Source organism: Dyella sp. 333MFSha (genome assembly GCF_900102405.1).
Classification (GTDB): Bacteria; Pseudomonadota; Gammaproteobacteria; order Xanthomonadales; family Rhodanobacteraceae; genus Luteibacter; species Luteibacter mycovicinus.
The window spans coordinates 720,026-734,686 of record NZ_FNBR01000002.1; the positions used below are offsets into that span (position 1 = coordinate 720,026).

Below are 14,661 nucleotides of genomic sequence, written 5' to 3' on the forward strand. Positions count from 1 at the left end.
TTCTGACGAGGTTTATCCCGACGCGGTCGCTGTCGCAGCACTGACCGGAAGTCGGTGAGCACGGGGACATATCTCCGTAGGGCGACTGCCTAACCTTTGCGTGATATCCCACGCAAAGGACGCACATGGACATGACCCCGCCGCAGGCACCCCCTGCGATCGTCAGCGACGCCTCGCAGGCGAGCATCGACACCGTCGCCCGCCTCGACGCAATGCAGGCCTGGCTGATCGCGCAGCAGGATTCCCTGCCCGTACTTCCCGACGCTCCCGACGTGGATGGCAAGGCCGCGTTTCTCGGTGCCTTGCATGCGCACTGGCAGGCCCCGGTCGATGGTGCGCCCGCCATGGCTCCGGGAACGCGCGTGAGCGCTCTTGCGCAGCGCATGGCCGACGTGGCTCGCGACGACGGCGCCCTGCTACGCGACGACGGCACCCTGGACGCCGCGGCGGCGGACCTCGCCATGATCGCCTCGCGCGCAGGCGGAGCCCCGCTGCCCGCCTCTGTGACGATGAGCGAGCTGCTCGTCGGGGGCAGCGCCTATGCGGGCGCCTTCGTCGTAGAAGACGGCAGCCGGCCCGACCTCGTGCTCGCCTTCACGCCCGACCGTGGATGGGAACGCTTCGACGGTGTGGAATCGCTCCGGCAGGTGCTCGACCATCGCTTGCGCCAGGCACTCGCGTCGGGTCATGGCCTGGTCGCCGTCGACGACGCCTCGCCGCTCGTGCTCGGCGAGGGCGTGGCGGTAAGCGAACGTCCCCTGGGCGAACAACCCTTCGCGCGCCTCGCGGAACGCATCGTCGCGACCCAGGCCGGGAAGATCGGCAGCGCATGGGATCGGTTCGCCGCGGGCGACTGCGACGTCGCCGGTCTGGTGGACCATGTCACCGCGGCCTTGCGCCTGTCGTCCTACGTCGATGTTCACGCTGTGCTCGCTCAGCGGGACGTACGGCTCGCGGGAGCGATCGACGAGGCACGGCTGCGCGACGTTCCCGCCGCCGTGCGCGACGACTGGTATCGCGCCCGCGCCGATTACCGGAACACGATGCAGGGCATGGGCGAAGCGAGGCGCGGTGAAGGCATGACCGAGACCCTCTCGCTCGACGCCTTCGTTCGCGCGCAGCTCGCGGCGCGGCTCGTACCGCTGGGCATCACGGACGATCCATCCATCCTCTCGGTCACCATGGCGGACATGCCGACCGGCGATCCGATCGCCACGCTGTCCATGCTGTTCGGCGGAACGCAGGGGCGGAAGGTGCCGCTGGTCGCGCTGGCGTTGCGCAATATCGCGTCGCATGGCCTGTCCGTGGGCGCGGTCTCGCGCGACGACGGGCAGCCACTGTCCGTACCCCTGAACGGTGCGGCGCTCGCGACAATGATCCGCGAGCTCGACGCGGGGCGGCGCTACGCGGAGTACCTCGAATCGCGACTGCGTTCGACACCGGCCGGAGCGACGTCGCGCGATTTCGCGATCGCGTTGCAGCAGGCGCGGATGCGGTTCGAAGCCGCCGACGCGCGGATCGCCTATTACCGCCGGGACGAGCCGCGAAGCTTCTACGACGATCAGGGCGAGTTCGGCTACCGGCTGCTCGCCGCCGCGCTCGATGCGCCCACGCCAGGACGGCGCGCGAAGGTACTCGGTCACGACGTCGTCGTTCACCAGCTCACGTTCAAGGGCGTACCTCTATCGGACATGGTCTTCGTCGCCGCGCGTGACAGCCGTGCCTCGTCGCGTGTGGTTTTCTATACACCCGACGCGCCGGATGGTCGCACGTATCGCGAGTTCGCTTCGCGCGCCGAAGCGGCACGGGAATTCCTGCTCAATCCCACTTTCGAAAGCTACCTGCTCGACCGGCTTCCCGCGGAATTCGCGCAGACCGAGCAGAACGGCAGCCGGCGGTTCCGCATGAGCGACGGTTCGCGTCTGGCGAACTGGGTCTTGTCGCAGCAGGGAAATACGGGCCAGTCGCGCATGGACAGTCCCTTCGAAGAGCGTGAGATTCACGACGATTTCCTCAAGGCCATGTACGACGCCTCCGTCGATCACATGCTGCACGATGTGCGCGCGGGGTCCCGGACGACCGGCGAGGCCGATGCCGAGGGGCGCCAGGCCGTACTCGCGTCGCTCATGTCCGTCATCGGCTGGCAGGAACGCGCCGTCGCGCACACCGTGTCCAGCGTCGTGCAGTCGGTACCGCGCACGTTCCAGGCGTCCTGGCGCTTCTATGACAACGTCAAGGCGGGCGACTACTCGCAGGCTTACCTCGACATCGTCGATGGCTATACCTCGGCGCTGAACGTCATCGGCCTTCGTCCGGTGCTGCCACGCGTCGCCGGTGCGATGGTACGCGCACGGGCTTCGTCCACCCTGCTTACGCCGACGCGGCGAAGCATCACCCGGGCCGACGCCGTGTTCGAATCACGCTTCGAGGTCACCGTCGATCTGGCGGGAGCGACGCGCAGTTCGGAAGGTTTCCACGTGACGGGCGGGCGGCATTACCTGCGCCAGCATGACAAGGTCTACGGCGTCCGCTACGACCGCGAACACGCGACCTGGCGTCTCACGCGTGCGGGCGCACCCGATGCGAACTTCACGGGGCCGGCGATCGCCCGCTCGCCGGACGGTGTGTGGACGTATCGGCGCGACGTCGGCCTGCTCGGCGGCGCACCGCATGCGGTCACCCCGGAGATGCACGTGCTGCTGCGCAACCGAGGTCTTACCGATCCGGAGGTCGGCGCACTCAACCTGGCCCAGCGCGATATCCTCCTGCGCGAGCTGTCGCGGCTGGCCGGCGGCTCGGACGAGGCGGTCCAGGTGCTTCGCGGTACGGGAACCGCCGCAGTGCCGACAGGCGCCCACGCATCGACCTGGCGCGAAGCGCTGCGTCTTGCCCGTCACCTTCCCGGAGCCCCCATCAACCGCTCGCTCGTGGCGTCATCCCAACTCGTGCACGACCTCAGCGTGGGCACAGCACCCGCGAACATGGTGGTCGTTCCGCCGTCCGAGTGGCCGGCAACCGTGTGGTATTACCTGCCGCGCGATCAGGCGGACCTGTTCCGGGGCGCCGCCGTCTCGATACGCCAGCATCGGCTGTTCACGCACACCGGGATTCCCGTCTATTCACACTCGCCCCACACCGCGTTTCCCGGGATCGCCGGGGCCACGTACGGGTCGCTCAAGGGAGCGTGGCTGCGCATCGACCTGCGCGTGATCGCCACACGGCAGACCGGGTCGTTGCTGCCCCCGTTCGACCTGCTGCGGTACGGTATCGGCGATCCCGGAACCCTCACGATCCGGCCGAGACTGCCGACCGGCGCGCCGCGGGCGGCCCCGCCGAACGTATGGCTATGGGGGAACGAGTTCGAACTCGGCACCTGGCCGCGCCTTCCGCGCTGAAGGCCAACCCGTCGATCCGGTGCGTACGCGCCGGATCGATCCGGGCATGAATGGCATACTGGGTGCTTCCTTCCACCGGAATCCCGCAATGCGCCTGCTTCCCGTCCTTGCCCTGACCATGACGTTTCCCGTCGTGGCTTTCGCGGCCGACCCGCACTCGTACGCCCAGCCCGACGCCGTCCGCGTCACCCACCTGAATCTCGACCTGAAGCTCGACTTCGGCAAGCGCGAACTGGCCGGCGACGCCACGCTCGACCTGGACTGGAAAGATGCCAGGGCGAAGGATCTCGTACTCGACACGCGCGACCTCAAGATCGCCAGGGTCGACGCCGTCGATGCGAACGGCAAGACCTCTTCGCTGAAGTTCGCCCTCGCACCGCGCGACAAGGAACTGGGGTCGAAGCTGACGATCCAGGCACCGGCGCACCCCGCCAGCGTGCGTATCGCGTATACGACCGTGCCGGAGGCCTCGGGCCTGCAGTGGCTGACGCCCGAGCAGACCGCGGACAAGAAGCAGCCCTTCATGTTCTCGCAGTCGGAGTCCATCCACGCCCGCTCCTGGGTACCGCTACAGGACTCTCCCGCCATTCGCTTCACCTACGACGCGCACATCAGCGCACCGAAGGACGTGCGCGTGGTGATGAGCGCGATCAACGACGCGAAGCACCCGCTGAACGGCGACTTCCGGTTCGACCAGCCGCATCCGATCCCCTCGTACCTGCTGGCCATCGCGGCGGGCGACATCGCGGTGAAGGAAACCGGACCACGCAGCGCCGTTTATGCCGAACCCAGCATCGTCGGGAAGGCCGCGCACGAATTCGAAGACACCGAGAAACTGATCGCCACGACGGAGAAGCTGTACGGGCCGTATGCGTGGGGTCGCTACGATATCCTCGTGTTGCCGCCGTCCTTCCCCTTCGGCGGCATGGAAAACCCGAACATGACCTTCGCCACGCCGACGGTGCTCGTCGGTGACAAGAGTCTCGTCTCGCTGGTGTCGCATGAGCTGGCCCATTCGTGGTCGGGCAACCTGGTGACCAGCGCCGCGTGGCGCGACATCTGGCTCAACGAAGGTTTCACCACCTACGTACAGGGACGCATCACCGAGGCCGTTTACGGCAAGTCGCAGGCCGACGAGGAAGCCCTGCTTTCCGCTCGCGAACTCGAAAAGACGATCGGCGCCATGCCCGCCAACACCCAGAAGCTCACGCCGGACGTACGTGGCGTCGGCGCGGACGACTCCCTTTCCTCGGTCGCCTACGACAAGGGGTCGTGGTTCCTCCGCACCCTGGAACAGCGTTTCGGCCGCGACACCTTCGATGCCTATCTGAAGGGTTACTTCGCGCACTTCGCTTTCCAGAGCATCGACACCGACACGATGTTCGCGTATCTGAAGGCCAACCTGCTCGACAAGTACCCGGGCAAGATGAGCGAAGCCGAGGCACGCGCGTGGATCTGGCAGCCGGGCATTCCGAAGAACGCACCGCTGCCGACCTCCGCACGCTTCGACGGCATCGACAAGCAGCGGGACGCTTTCCTGGGCGGCACCCTGGCGGCGGACAAGCTCGAGGCGAAAACCTGGAATACCCAGGAATGGATGTACTTCCTGGATCGCATGCCGGACGTCCCGCCGCTGGCGAAGATGAAGGAGCTGGACGCCGCCTGGCATCTCACCGGTACGCCCAATGCCGAAATCGGCATGCGCTGGTATGCCCATGCGATCGCCGCCGGCGACAAGGACGTCTGGACCGCCGCGGCCGAACACATGACCCGGATTGGCCGCCTGTACCTGACGACGCCGGTCTATCGGGCGTTCGCGCGGACGCCGGAGGGTCTCGCATACGCGAAGGCAACCTACGCCAGGGCGAAGAGCGGCTACCACCCGATGACGCAGCAGGCGGTGGAGCGCATCCTCGCCGGGACGTCGAAAAAGAACTGACCGCAGGTTCCTGCGCGCCGCTCCGGCGGCCGCGGGGCTTGCATCCTGCTCCCACGCCCCGCATCTTGCGGGGCGTCCTTCGTTCCAGGCTTCCGATTTCATGGCAAAGACCCCCATCCCGGCCACCACCACGTCGCGCCCCCTCTGGCAGCGCCTGTTGCTGCGGCGACTCAAGTTCCTCATCGTCGTCGCGGCGGTGCTGGGCGTAGGGGCCGGAGGCGTCTACCTGTTCGCGCCATCCCTGTTGCTGAAGGCGGACGCCGCGCGTCTCGCGATGGCGGCACACATGGAGGAGAAGCAGGTCGTGGCGGGCGATACGACCTGGTCTTACTACGAGGGGGGAACCGGCCCCACCATCGTGCTGCTGCACGGCTTCGCCGCCAACAAGGAAACCTGGCTGGAAATGGCCAAGGGCCTGACCGATCACTTCCATGTCGTCGCACCGGACCTGCCCGGCTGGGGCGAATCGTCGCGCAACGACAACGGCGACTACGGCATTCCCGCACAGGCGGCACGTATCGAAGCGTTCGCGGCGGCGACGGGACTGCAGCATTTCCTGCTGGTTGGCCAGTCGATGGGCGGCGCGATCGCCGGTGTCTACGCAAGCGAACACCCGGACCGGGTCGCGAGCCTCGTGCTGATGAGTTCGCTCGGACTGACCTTCAAGGACAACGACTTCGTTCGTGACGTGAAGGCCGGCAAGAATCCGTTCCTGCTCAAGGACCGTGCCGACCTCGAAGCCCTCCTCGCGCGGATTTTCCTCAAGCCACCGCATATTCCGGGGCGTCTCGAGGACGCGATACTGGACCGTAACGCGAAGGACCACGAGTTCATCGCACGTACGTTCGCCCAGCTGAAAGACCCCGCGCAGGCCTACGCGCTCGATCCCGTCATCGGCACATTGCCCATGCCGGTGCTCGGCATGTGGTGCCGGGACGACAAGATCATCGACGTCTCCGCACTGGATACGCTGCGCAACGGTCTGAAGAGCTCGCCAGCCATCAGCGTGACGATCATGAATGGTTGCGGGCACATGCCGATGCTCGAAAAACCCGATGAGACGGCGCGGGTCATCACGGGTTTCGCGCTGGCGCATTGAGGTGGCTTGTCATCGCCAGCGAGCCTGGCGATTCAGTCCGCGACGTCGGCCACCAACCGGTCCAGCTGCATCTTCAATCCGCTGCCATGCGCGCGGAGCCAGTTCCGCTGTTCCTTCCAGTCCGGGAAAATGCCTTCGACCCAGTGCCAGAAGCGCGGCGAGTGATTGCGCACCTTCAGATGACACAATTCATGGACGAGCACATAGCGTAGTGCCGCGGGTGGCGCCAGCGCGAGGGCGAGATCCAGATTGATGCGATCGCGCGTATCCAGACTGCCCCAGAGACTTTTCAACGGGCGGATCTTCAAGGCGGTGGGCGCCGCGTTGATCATCGGGATATAGGCCGGCAGCCAGCGCGAGACGTCCTTTCGGATCTGTGCTTCGAAGTGGGTGGCAAGCAGGCCGCGAGCCACGAGCAACGCCCGCGTGTGCGGACGTGGAATGACAAGGGTGAGGCCGTCCGCCGTCTGATCCACGCGGGGATAGGGACCCTCGGCCCAGTCAAGCGCGATTTCTTCGCCGCGGAACGGGAACGTCGTCGGCACACCGACTTTCAGGCGCGGAAGCGGCTCGGCATCGAGGTGAAACTCGCCGAGTTTCTGCTCGAGCCAGTCGGCATGATGACGGAGAAAGGCCGTCATCTGCGCCGTGTGCGTACCGTTGGGATAGGTGAGGCGGGCACCCTTGGGGGTGACGGTCAGGCGCAGCCGACGCGCGCGCGGGTGCGCCGACTTGAGCACGCGGATCGTGCCTCCGGTCGGCGTCGACAGCTCCAGCCACTCACTTTCTTCCGATGCCATGTCGCGAGTCTCTTTTCGATCCCGACGAACATCCCACCAACCCATATCAATTCCTGCGACGCGGCGCCTGAATCACTCGGGGCGCGGCAACTTGAACCATTCTTCCAGCTTGCCGAGGAGTCGCGCGTACTCGCCTGCCATCAGGGCGAAATTCGCGTCCATCTCCGCGGCAGCCGATTCAGGGCTGTCGCCCTGCTCGTCCAGCACCACATCCGTGAACTTGATCTTACGCAGAATCAGGTCTTCACCGAGCACGAACGATATACGGTCGTCGAAGACCAGGCCGAGCTGAAACACCTGCTTACCCGTACGCAGATGCTCACGGATCTCATCGGTGTCGAGATCCTGTCGCCGGCAGCGCGCGATGGCGCCGGAGGCGGTGGCCGGGTCGCGCAGTTCGCATTCGTCGCCAAGAGCCAGACCTGCCGGCAATTCTCCGGTGGCCACCCAGTGAGTCATGAGGATGCGCGGCGATTCCTCCGGCGCCAGCGTCACGGCCGGAAAGCTGCCCAGCGCCTCACGGATCTGGCTGAGCGTGTTCTCAGCCGACTTGCGACTGGAGGTGTCCATGACCAGCCAGCCGTGCTTCTTGTCGGCATAAGCGGACATACGCGACGTACGCACGAAGGCGCGCGGCAGCAGCTCGTTCATGACGTCGTCTTTCATGCGCTTACGCTCGCGACCGCTGACCTTGCGGCCCTCTTCGTCGACGATCTTCTGCACGCGGTTGGCCAGCTCGTCGTTCACCACGGACGTCGGCAGGAGCTTGTCTTCGCCGGCGACGGTGACCATCGTGTTGCTGGCGACGGAATGGGTCAGTGCTTCTTCCTTGCGGCCGAGCGGGGAGATAAAGCCGCGCGTCGACATTTCCATCGGACCCACGGAACGAAGGCGGTGCTCGGGCAGCACCTCGTCGAGGCGCTGGAGGTCGGCGGCGACCGGCTCGGAGAAACGGAACAGTGTCAGGTTGCGATAGAACATGGATCGACGATTCTCTTGCGAATGAGGGACCGCGGCGGGCGCGAGGCGCCGCCGGCGTAGGAGCGCGGAATGACGGTCAGACGACCTGGGCGATCGCGGAAGCGACGCGGTCCAGATTGCCGTCGTTGAGCGCGGCGACGCAGATACGGCCGGTACCGACGGCGTAGATGCCGAACTCGATGCGCAGGCGATCGACCTGTGCCGACGAAAGACCGGAATAGGAGAACATGCCGCGCTGTGCTTCGATGAAGCCGAAGTCGCCGTGCTTCGCCAGTCGCTCGACCAGGCCACGACGCATGGCGCGGATGCGATCGCGCATCTCGCCCAGCTCGGTTTCCCACTGCGCGCGCAGCTCGGCGTGGTTGAGCACCGCCGAGACGACGGCGGCACCGTGGGTCGGGGGGTTGGAATAGTTGGTGCGGATGACGCGCTTGAGCTGCGACTGCACGCGAACGGCTTCGTCATGCGAACCGGTCACGATGGACAAGGCACCCACGCGTTCGCCGTACAGCGAGAACGACTTCGAAAACGAGCTCGCAACGAAGAACGGCAGGCCGGCATCGGCGAAGAGGCGCACCGCGATGGCGTCGGCTTCGATACCGTCGCCGAAGCCCTGATAGGCGATGTCGAGGAACGGCACGAGGTCGTGCTTGCGCACGGCCTCGATCACGCGCACCCAGTCCGCCTCAACGAGGTCCACACCGGTCGGGTTGTGGCAGCAGGCGTGCAGGACGACGATGGCGCCCCTGGGCAGCTTCGCGAGGCCGCCGAGCATGGCGTCGACGTCGACACCGTGCGTCGCGGCGTCGTAATACGGGTAGTCGACGACCTCAAAGCCCGCTCCTTCGAACAGCGCGCGGTGGTTTTCCCAGCTGGGGTTGCTGATGGCCACGGGCACCGACGGGTTCAGGCGCTTGAGGAAGTCGGCGCCGACTTTCAGAGCGCCGGTGCCGCCCAAAGCCTGGGCCGTGACGACGCGGCGATCGGCAAGCAGCGGGGAGGCGGCACCGAACAGAAGGTTCTGTACGGCGCTGTCGTAGAGGGCGATGCCGTCGATGGGCAGGTAACCGCGCGGCAACTGCGCCTCGAGGCGGGCTTTTTCGGCCTCACGCACGGCGCGCAGGAGCGGCACATGGCCGTTGGCGTCGTAGTACACGCCAACGCCAAGGTTGACCTTGTCGGTGCGGGTGTCTGCGCCGAACGCTTCGTTGAGGCCGAGGATCGGATCGCGCGGTGCGAGTTCGACAGAAGAGAAGAGAGTCATGGTCGGCAGGCCTTGAAGCGGGTAGAGGAAATGATCAGTCGTTATCGTCACCGGCGTCGCCGCCGGTCAGCCAGGCATGTGCGTCGGCGCGTGCCGCGCCTTCGCGTGCGCCCAGCGCCGCGAAGTCGAACAGGCTACGGTCCGTCAGCTGTGAGGGCGCGATATTGCCCATCGCCCGGAAAATCGTTTCGCTGCGGCCGGGATGGGACTTCTCCCATTCCTGCAGCATGCGTTTGACCACCTTACGCTGCATGTTCTCCTGCGAACCGCACAGGTTGCAGGGAATGATGGGAAACGCGCGGGCCTCGGCGTAAGTCTCGATGTCATCCTCGCGGCAGTACGCAAGCGGGCGGATGACGACATGGCGACCGTCGTCCGAGAGGAGCTTCGGCGGCATGGCCTTGAGGCTGCCCTGGTAGAACATGTTCAGGAAGAACGTCCCCAGGATGTCGTCGCGATGGTGACCGAGCGCGATCTTGGTGATCCCGTTGTCCGACGCCCACTGGTACAGCGCTCCCCGCCGCATGCGCGAGCAGAGGCTGCACATGGTCTTGCCCTGCGGAATCACACGGGTGACGACGCTGTACGTGTCCTGCTCGATGACGTGGAACGGCACGCCCCGCCCTGTCAGGTACTCCGGCAGCACGTGCGCGGGAAAATCCGGCTGCTTCTGGTCGAGATTGACCGCGATCAGTTCGAACCGGACGGGTGCCTTCGCCTGCAGCGACAGCAGCATGTCCAGCATCGTGTAGGAGTCCTTGCCGCCGGAGAGGCAGACCATGATGCGGTCGCCGTCCTCGATCATGCCGAAGTCGGCGATCGCCTGGCCGACCTGGCGACGCAGGCGTTTGGCCAGCTTGCCGGCTTCGTAGCTCTGCTTGCGTGTGGCGTCGGGCGTGGCGGACATGCTCAGGCGGTATTCGGAGGGGACGGCCCCCTATTGTAGCCGCTGCGGGACCCCGCGCCCGGGGTTACAATCGTCGCTCCCCTCCTCGCCCGGCCCAACGCCATGCAGGTCCAGGATCCTCACGAGCTCCAGCAGCGCCTCGCCGAACTGAAGGTCGAGCATCGCGACCTCGACGCCGCCATCGACCATCTGGCCGCCGCCATCAGCCGCGACGAGCTCCAGCTGACCCGCCTGAAAAAGCGTAAGTTGCTGCTGAAGGACACCATTTCCCGTATCGAAAGCCGGCTCATCCCGGATCTGGACGCCTGAAGGACGCCGATGGACCCCGTTCGCCTGGAAAACCCCTACGTCAGCCTCGAGCCGCTGCAACTGGCCCATATCGAGCCGCTGGAGCGCGCGGCGGCGGACGGTGACCTCTGGAACCTCTGGTTCACCTCGGTGCCCGCCCCGGGCCGGATGACCGACTACGTCGAAGCGGCGCTGCGCGGCCAGGAAGAAGGCCGGATGTCTCCCTGGGCGATCCGCGAGAATGCCTCCGGCGAGATCGTCGGCAGCACGCGCTACTACGACATCGTGAACGATCCGTCCCGGCTGGCCATCGGCTACACCTGGTACGCCCGGCGCTGGCAGCGCAGCCATGTGAACACGGCAAGCAAGCACCTCCTGCTGTCCAACGCCTTCCAGAACGTCGGCGCCGTGGCCGTCGAATTCCACACGGATGCCTACAACCAGGATTCTCAGCGAGCTATCGAGAAGCTGGGGGCCAGGCGTGAGGGCGTGCTTCGGGCCCATAAGCGTCGTCCCGACGGATCGCTGCGTGACACCGTCTGCTACAGCATCCTCGCCACCGAGTGGCCGGATGTGGACAAGTGGCTGCAGTTGCGGCTCGCGCGGCTGGCTCCGCCGCAGGCCTGAGGGACCGCGGCGCTCAGCGCGCCGCCACCGCCTCCGGGTGCGACGGCCGCACGATCAGCGTCGCCGTCATGCCCGCCGACAACACCACGCCCGCCGGCAGGTGGTCGCTGTCGATCCGCACCCGGACCGGCACGCGCTGCGCCAGGCGCACCCAGTTGAAGGTCGGATTCACATCGGCCAGCAGGTCGCTTCCGGTCGGGTTGTCGGCGTCGGTGATGCCGCGGGCGATGCTCTCGACGGTGCCCTTCAGGCGCGCACCACCGCTCATCAGGCGGATATCCACCGGATCGCCGATGCGCAGGCCCGGCAACTTGGTTTCTTCGAAGTAGCCGTAGATCCAGTAGGAATGGCTGTCGATCAGGGCGAGGCGGGCCGTGCCGGCACTGGCGTAGTCGCCGACGCGGACGTCGAGATTGGTGACGAAGCCATCCACCGGCGCGCGCACCTCCGTGCGGTCGAGATTGAGCTGTGCGGAAGCGAGTTCGACCTGAGCCTGCGCAACGGCGGCCAGTGACTGCTGCTGCGCCGCACTGGCCTGCTTCGTGCTGGCCTGCGCCTGCTGCCAGCCTGCCTTCGCGGCATTGGCGGCGGCCATGGCGTTAGCCTTGTCTTCCGCCGAGATCACGTTGTTGATCAGTTTCTGGCGGCGCTCGGACTGCGCCTCGTACATCTCGAAATTGGAGCGGCTCTGCAACGCGCCAGCCTGGGCCGCGTTGATGCTCGCCCCCGCGGCGCGCGCCGCCGCCTCGGCGGCATTGAGGTTGGCCTCGGCCTGCGCGACAGCGTTGAGGTAGCGCGCCTTGTCGACGACGAAGAGCAGGTCGCCCTTCTTCACCGTCTGGTTGTCGATGACCTTGACGTCCGTCACCAGTCCGGCGACGTCGGGAGCGATACGGACGATCTCCGCCCGCACGCGCCCGTCACGCGTCCATGGCGAATACATGTAGTGCTTCCACATGGCATGTCCGACGAAGGCGGCGATGACCACGACGACCGCGGTAACGGCGAAACGAATGATGCTGGCGAGTTTCATGAGGGTTCCACTCAGAACATGAACAGCGCGAAGGCGCCGAAGACACAGACGAAGACAGCGAGACGAAACAGCGGCGGGTGCCACACGAGCCGGTACAACCCCAGGCGACCCGCAATACCGTCCAGCAGCCACAACAGCAGCAGCGCCAGGACGAAGAAGACGAGCAGGCCGGGAACGAGCGCGTCGCCGAGTGCGATTTCACGAGGCATGAGCGATGTCCTTGGTGAGCGGGGCGTCTGGCATATAGGCGGCGAGGACGGATTCGCCATCGAGCAGCGCCATGCGGACGAGATGGAGGTGTTCGAGCAGATGAGCGACACCCTCATGCTCACCCACGCTGGCGATGGCGGTCGCGACGGCGTCGCGCGCCAGCAGGTAGCCGGCCGCATCGGGCTTCTCGTAGAAGCGCGCCAGCGTGCGCAAGGCGTCGTCGAGATAAGGACGAAGCGTCGGCGGCACATCCCCGCGCGCCATGTCGTGACGGAGTTCGATCAGCGCGCGACCGGTCTCGTGGACCGCGAGGGCCCAGGCGATCAGGGACCGCGAGTCCGCACTGCCCGGCTGGGTCTGCGCGACGACCTGGCTGACCAGATCGTAGTTGACGCTTTCGAACCGATGGCGAAGGCCCGGCAGCGGCGCTTCGGCGGCAAGCGCGACCTGCCCGCGCAGACGGGCCAGCTGGCGCCGGCGCAGCCACGCGCTGCCGATGGCCGGCGGAATCACGACGAACGAGACGGCGGCGGCGCCAAGTCCCACGACCTGGGCGATGGCGTCATTGATGAAGTGAGCGGGATCGTAAACCTGCACGTTCTTCAGCGAGAGGATGTAGGCGAAGCCCATCGCCCAGCCGAGTCCATAGAACGCGAGACGCTGCGTCATCATCATGACCAGCCCGAGGGCCAGGAAAGGTGCGACGCACACGACGAGCAGCCCATACCCGTCGACCTGGGTCAGCAGGAGAAACTCGCAGATAAATCCGACCGCCATTCCCGACAGATAGCCGAGCATGACCTGCCAGGTCACGCGCGTCGGATTGGGAATCGTGGCGAAGAGGCCCGCGAAGACCGTCGCCAGCAGCATCGCGCTCGAGCCCAGCGGCCATGCGCTGTAGATCCAGAACGCACCGAGCACGAGCATCGTCAGCGTCGTGCGAAACGTGGCAAGGCCCGCACCGAGGAAGTCGTTGCCGCGATCGAAGCGCACGCGCTCGGCGGAGCCGGCGATCACCCGCGGCGTCTGCAGCGACGCCGCGGCGTCGACGTAACCGTGCAGCTCATCGACGAAGCGGGTCAGCAGCGAGGCGCCCGTATCGAAGTCACGCACGTCCTGTGAGTCGGACAAGGACGCGCGCAGGCCCGGAACCGATGCGCGCATCGTGTCACGCGCCGACACCAGCCTGGGCAGCAGGACACGGGCGGCGGCGCCGGCCTCGATGGGTGCATCGAGTGCCTCACCGATGGGCGCGTAAAGCCGGATGAGCGTATCCGCGGCGAGATCGCGCTGCGCGCGCTTCAGCCGGTTGATCAGGTGATGCAGCGACTGGAAGCTGGTCGACGCGGCCATGAAGCGCTGGTTGAAAAGACGCAGGTGATTGCTGCGCGCACGCGCTTCGGCGTCCTCGAAAATCACCGAGCTGCGCAGGTCTTCGAGCGTCACGGCGGCGCGCACGAAACGCAGGTGCGCTTTCTCCATGGTGTCACGGGCGATGCTTCCCCCCGTGCTGTCGCGGACGAAGCCGACGAAGCTCGCGAACTGCTCGCGGGCCGCGCGACGCAGGACGTCACGCATGCGACTCGGAAAAACGATGTCGTTGACCAGGCCACTGACCATCAGGCCGAGCAGCACCTCGCTGATCCGAGCCCACGAAGAGTCGAAGACGCCGGGCGGATTGTCGATGACGGGAATGGCGACGATGGCCGCCGTGTAACCGCCCAGTACGAACGCGTACGACTTGAAGTTACGGTACAGCGTGGCACCGCCGGCACAGACGCCGATCCACAGCGACAGCGCGAGAAGGAAGAGGTCGCGCTCCTGCGGGAAGGCGGCCACGATGGCGATCGCCGCCGTGGCGCCCGCGAGGGTGCCGATCGCACGATAGAAGCTCTTGGCCAGCACCATGCCCGACTGGCGGTTGGCGACGATGACCGTGGTCAGCATCGCTGTCGAAGGCGCCGGCAGGTCGAGTCGCATGGCGAGCCAGCCCGTCAGGAAAAAGGCGATCAGCGTCTTGACCACGAACAGCCAGACGTTGACCTCCTCGCGCAGCGTCTCGACGACGATCTGGCGGGTGCCGGGGGTGGCGTTTTGTAGGCCGGTGGCAGACATGGC

12 protein-coding genes are annotated in these 14,661 nt (G+C 66.3%); 5 read left to right on the forward strand and 7 right to left on the reverse strand.

The genetic code is table 11. The features are described 5' to 3' along the window. The first annotated feature begins 131 nt into the window (after positions 1-131). From BLT40_RS10515 to BLT40_RS10525, 3 genes are all read left to right on the forward strand, one after another. A complete protein-coding gene (locus tag BLT40_RS10515) occupies positions 132-3,395 on the forward strand; it encodes a dermonecrotic toxin domain-containing protein (RefSeq protein ID WP_143025870.1) in 3,264 nt (1,087 codons plus the stop codon). A gap of 88 nt (positions 3,396-3,483) precedes the next feature. Further along, complete coding sequence (locus BLT40_RS10520) at positions 3,484-5,334, forward strand: M1 family metallopeptidase (RefSeq protein WP_090352915.1); 1,851 nt, start codon at positions 3,484-3,486, stop codon at positions 5,332-5,334. A gap of 100 nt (positions 5,335-5,434) precedes the next feature. Beyond that, positions 5,435-6,433, forward strand: coding sequence for an alpha/beta fold hydrolase (locus BLT40_RS10525; RefSeq protein WP_239709125.1), 999 nt, complete (start codon positions 5,435-5,437; stop codon positions 6,431-6,433). Between the two features lie 32 nt (positions 6,434-6,465). On the opposite strand, the gene BLT40_RS10530 is transcribed toward BLT40_RS10525, so the two are convergent. From BLT40_RS10530 to ttcA, 4 genes are all read right to left on the reverse strand, one after another. Beyond that, the gene (locus BLT40_RS10530; protein ID WP_090352916.1) at positions 6,466-7,233 is read right to left on the reverse strand and encodes a M48 family metallopeptidase; all 768 of its coding nucleotides are present in this window, start codon (positions 7,231-7,233) and stop codon (positions 6,466-6,468) included. A gap of 72 nt (positions 7,234-7,305) precedes the next feature. Then, positions 7,306-8,214 carry a recombination-associated protein RdgC gene (locus BLT40_RS10535; RefSeq protein WP_090352919.1) on the reverse strand — a complete coding sequence of 303 codons (909 nt, stop codon included), beginning with the start codon at positions 8,212-8,214 and terminating at the stop codon, positions 7,306-7,308. A gap of 76 nt (positions 8,215-8,290) precedes the next feature. Then, a complete protein-coding gene (locus tag BLT40_RS10540; RefSeq protein WP_090352923.1) occupies positions 8,291-9,478 on the reverse strand; it encodes an amino acid aminotransferase in 1,188 nt (395 codons plus the stop codon). Positions 9,479-9,512: 34 nt separating this feature from the next. Further along, a complete protein-coding gene (ttcA, locus tag BLT40_RS10545; RefSeq protein ID WP_036109665.1) occupies positions 9,513-10,385 on the reverse strand; it encodes a tRNA 2-thiocytidine(32) synthetase TtcA in 873 nt (290 codons plus the stop codon). A 102-nt stretch (positions 10,386-10,487) separates the two neighbouring features. Between ttcA and BLT40_RS10550 the strand changes: the two genes are divergently transcribed. Together BLT40_RS10550 and BLT40_RS10555 are read left to right on the forward strand one after the other, a co-directional pair. After that, positions 10,488-10,694, forward strand: coding sequence for a YdcH family protein (locus BLT40_RS10550; protein ID WP_036109662.1), 207 nt, complete (start codon positions 10,488-10,490; stop codon positions 10,692-10,694). A 9-nt stretch (positions 10,695-10,703) separates the two neighbouring features. Beyond that, complete coding sequence (locus tag BLT40_RS10555; RefSeq protein WP_079522325.1) at positions 10,704-11,300, forward strand: GNAT family N-acetyltransferase; 597 nt, start codon at positions 10,704-10,706, stop codon at positions 11,298-11,300. A 13-nt stretch (positions 11,301-11,313) separates the two neighbouring features. Here BLT40_RS10555 and BLT40_RS10560 read toward each other — a convergent pair whose 3' ends face one another. The 3 genes from BLT40_RS10560 to BLT40_RS10570 are packed head-to-tail and all read right to left on the reverse strand — an operon-like array spanning position 11,314 to position 14,658. Continuing rightward, positions 11,314-12,333: an HlyD family secretion protein gene (locus BLT40_RS10560; RefSeq protein ID WP_036109656.1), complete on the reverse strand. Its 1,020-nt coding sequence runs from the start codon at positions 12,331-12,333 to the stop codon at positions 11,314-11,316. Positions 12,334-12,344: 11 nt separating this feature from the next. Next, entirely contained in the window at positions 12,345-12,542 is a 198-nt protein-coding gene (locus tag BLT40_RS10565) for a DUF1656 domain-containing protein (protein WP_036109654.1), read from the reverse strand. After that, positions 12,532-14,658 (reverse strand): FUSC family protein, encoded by a 2,127-nt coding sequence (locus tag BLT40_RS10570; protein ID WP_090352924.1) that lies wholly within the window; start codon positions 14,656-14,658, stop codon positions 12,532-12,534. Before BLT40_RS10570 ends, BLT40_RS10565 begins: the two co-directional genes overlap by 11 nt. Between the last annotated feature and the right edge of the window lie 3 nt (positions 14,659-14,661).

Coding starts and splice junctions, on each gene's coding strand:
- BLT40_RS10515 (WP_143025870.1), top strand. CDS start 132: ATGACCCCGCCGCAGGCACCCCCTGCGATCGTCAGCGACGCCTCGCAG.
- BLT40_RS10520 (WP_090352915.1), top strand. CDS start 3,484: ATGCGCCTGCTTCCCGTCCTTGCCCTGACCATGACGTTTCCCGTCGTG.
- BLT40_RS10525 (WP_239709125.1), top strand. CDS start 5,435: ATGGCAAAGACCCCCATCCCGGCCACCACCACGTCGCGCCCCCTCTGG.
- BLT40_RS10530 (WP_090352916.1), bottom strand. CDS start 7,233: ATGGCATCGGAAGAAAGTGAGTGGCTGGAGCTGTCGACGCCGACCGGA.
- BLT40_RS10535 (WP_090352919.1), bottom strand. CDS start 8,214: ATGTTCTATCGCAACCTGACACTGTTCCGTTTCTCCGAGCCGGTCGCC.
- BLT40_RS10540 (WP_090352923.1), bottom strand. CDS start 9,478: ATGACTCTCTTCTCTTCTGTCGAACTCGCACCGCGCGATCCGATCCTC.
- ttcA (WP_036109665.1), bottom strand. CDS start 10,385: ATGTCCGCCACGCCCGACGCCACACGCAAGCAGAGCTACGAAGCCGGC.
- BLT40_RS10550 (WP_036109662.1), top strand. CDS start 10,488: ATGCAGGTCCAGGATCCTCACGAGCTCCAGCAGCGCCTCGCCGAACTG.
- BLT40_RS10555 (WP_079522325.1), top strand. CDS start 10,704: ATGGACCCCGTTCGCCTGGAAAACCCCTACGTCAGCCTCGAGCCGCTG.
- BLT40_RS10560 (WP_036109656.1), bottom strand. CDS start 12,333: ATGAAACTCGCCAGCATCATTCGTTTCGCCGTTACCGCGGTCGTCGTG.
- BLT40_RS10565 (WP_036109654.1), bottom strand. CDS start 12,542: ATGCCTCGTGAAATCGCACTCGGCGACGCGCTCGTTCCCGGCCTGCTC.
- BLT40_RS10570 (WP_090352924.1), bottom strand. CDS start 14,658: ATGTCTGCCACCGGCCTACAAAACGCCACCCCCGGCACCCGCCAGATC.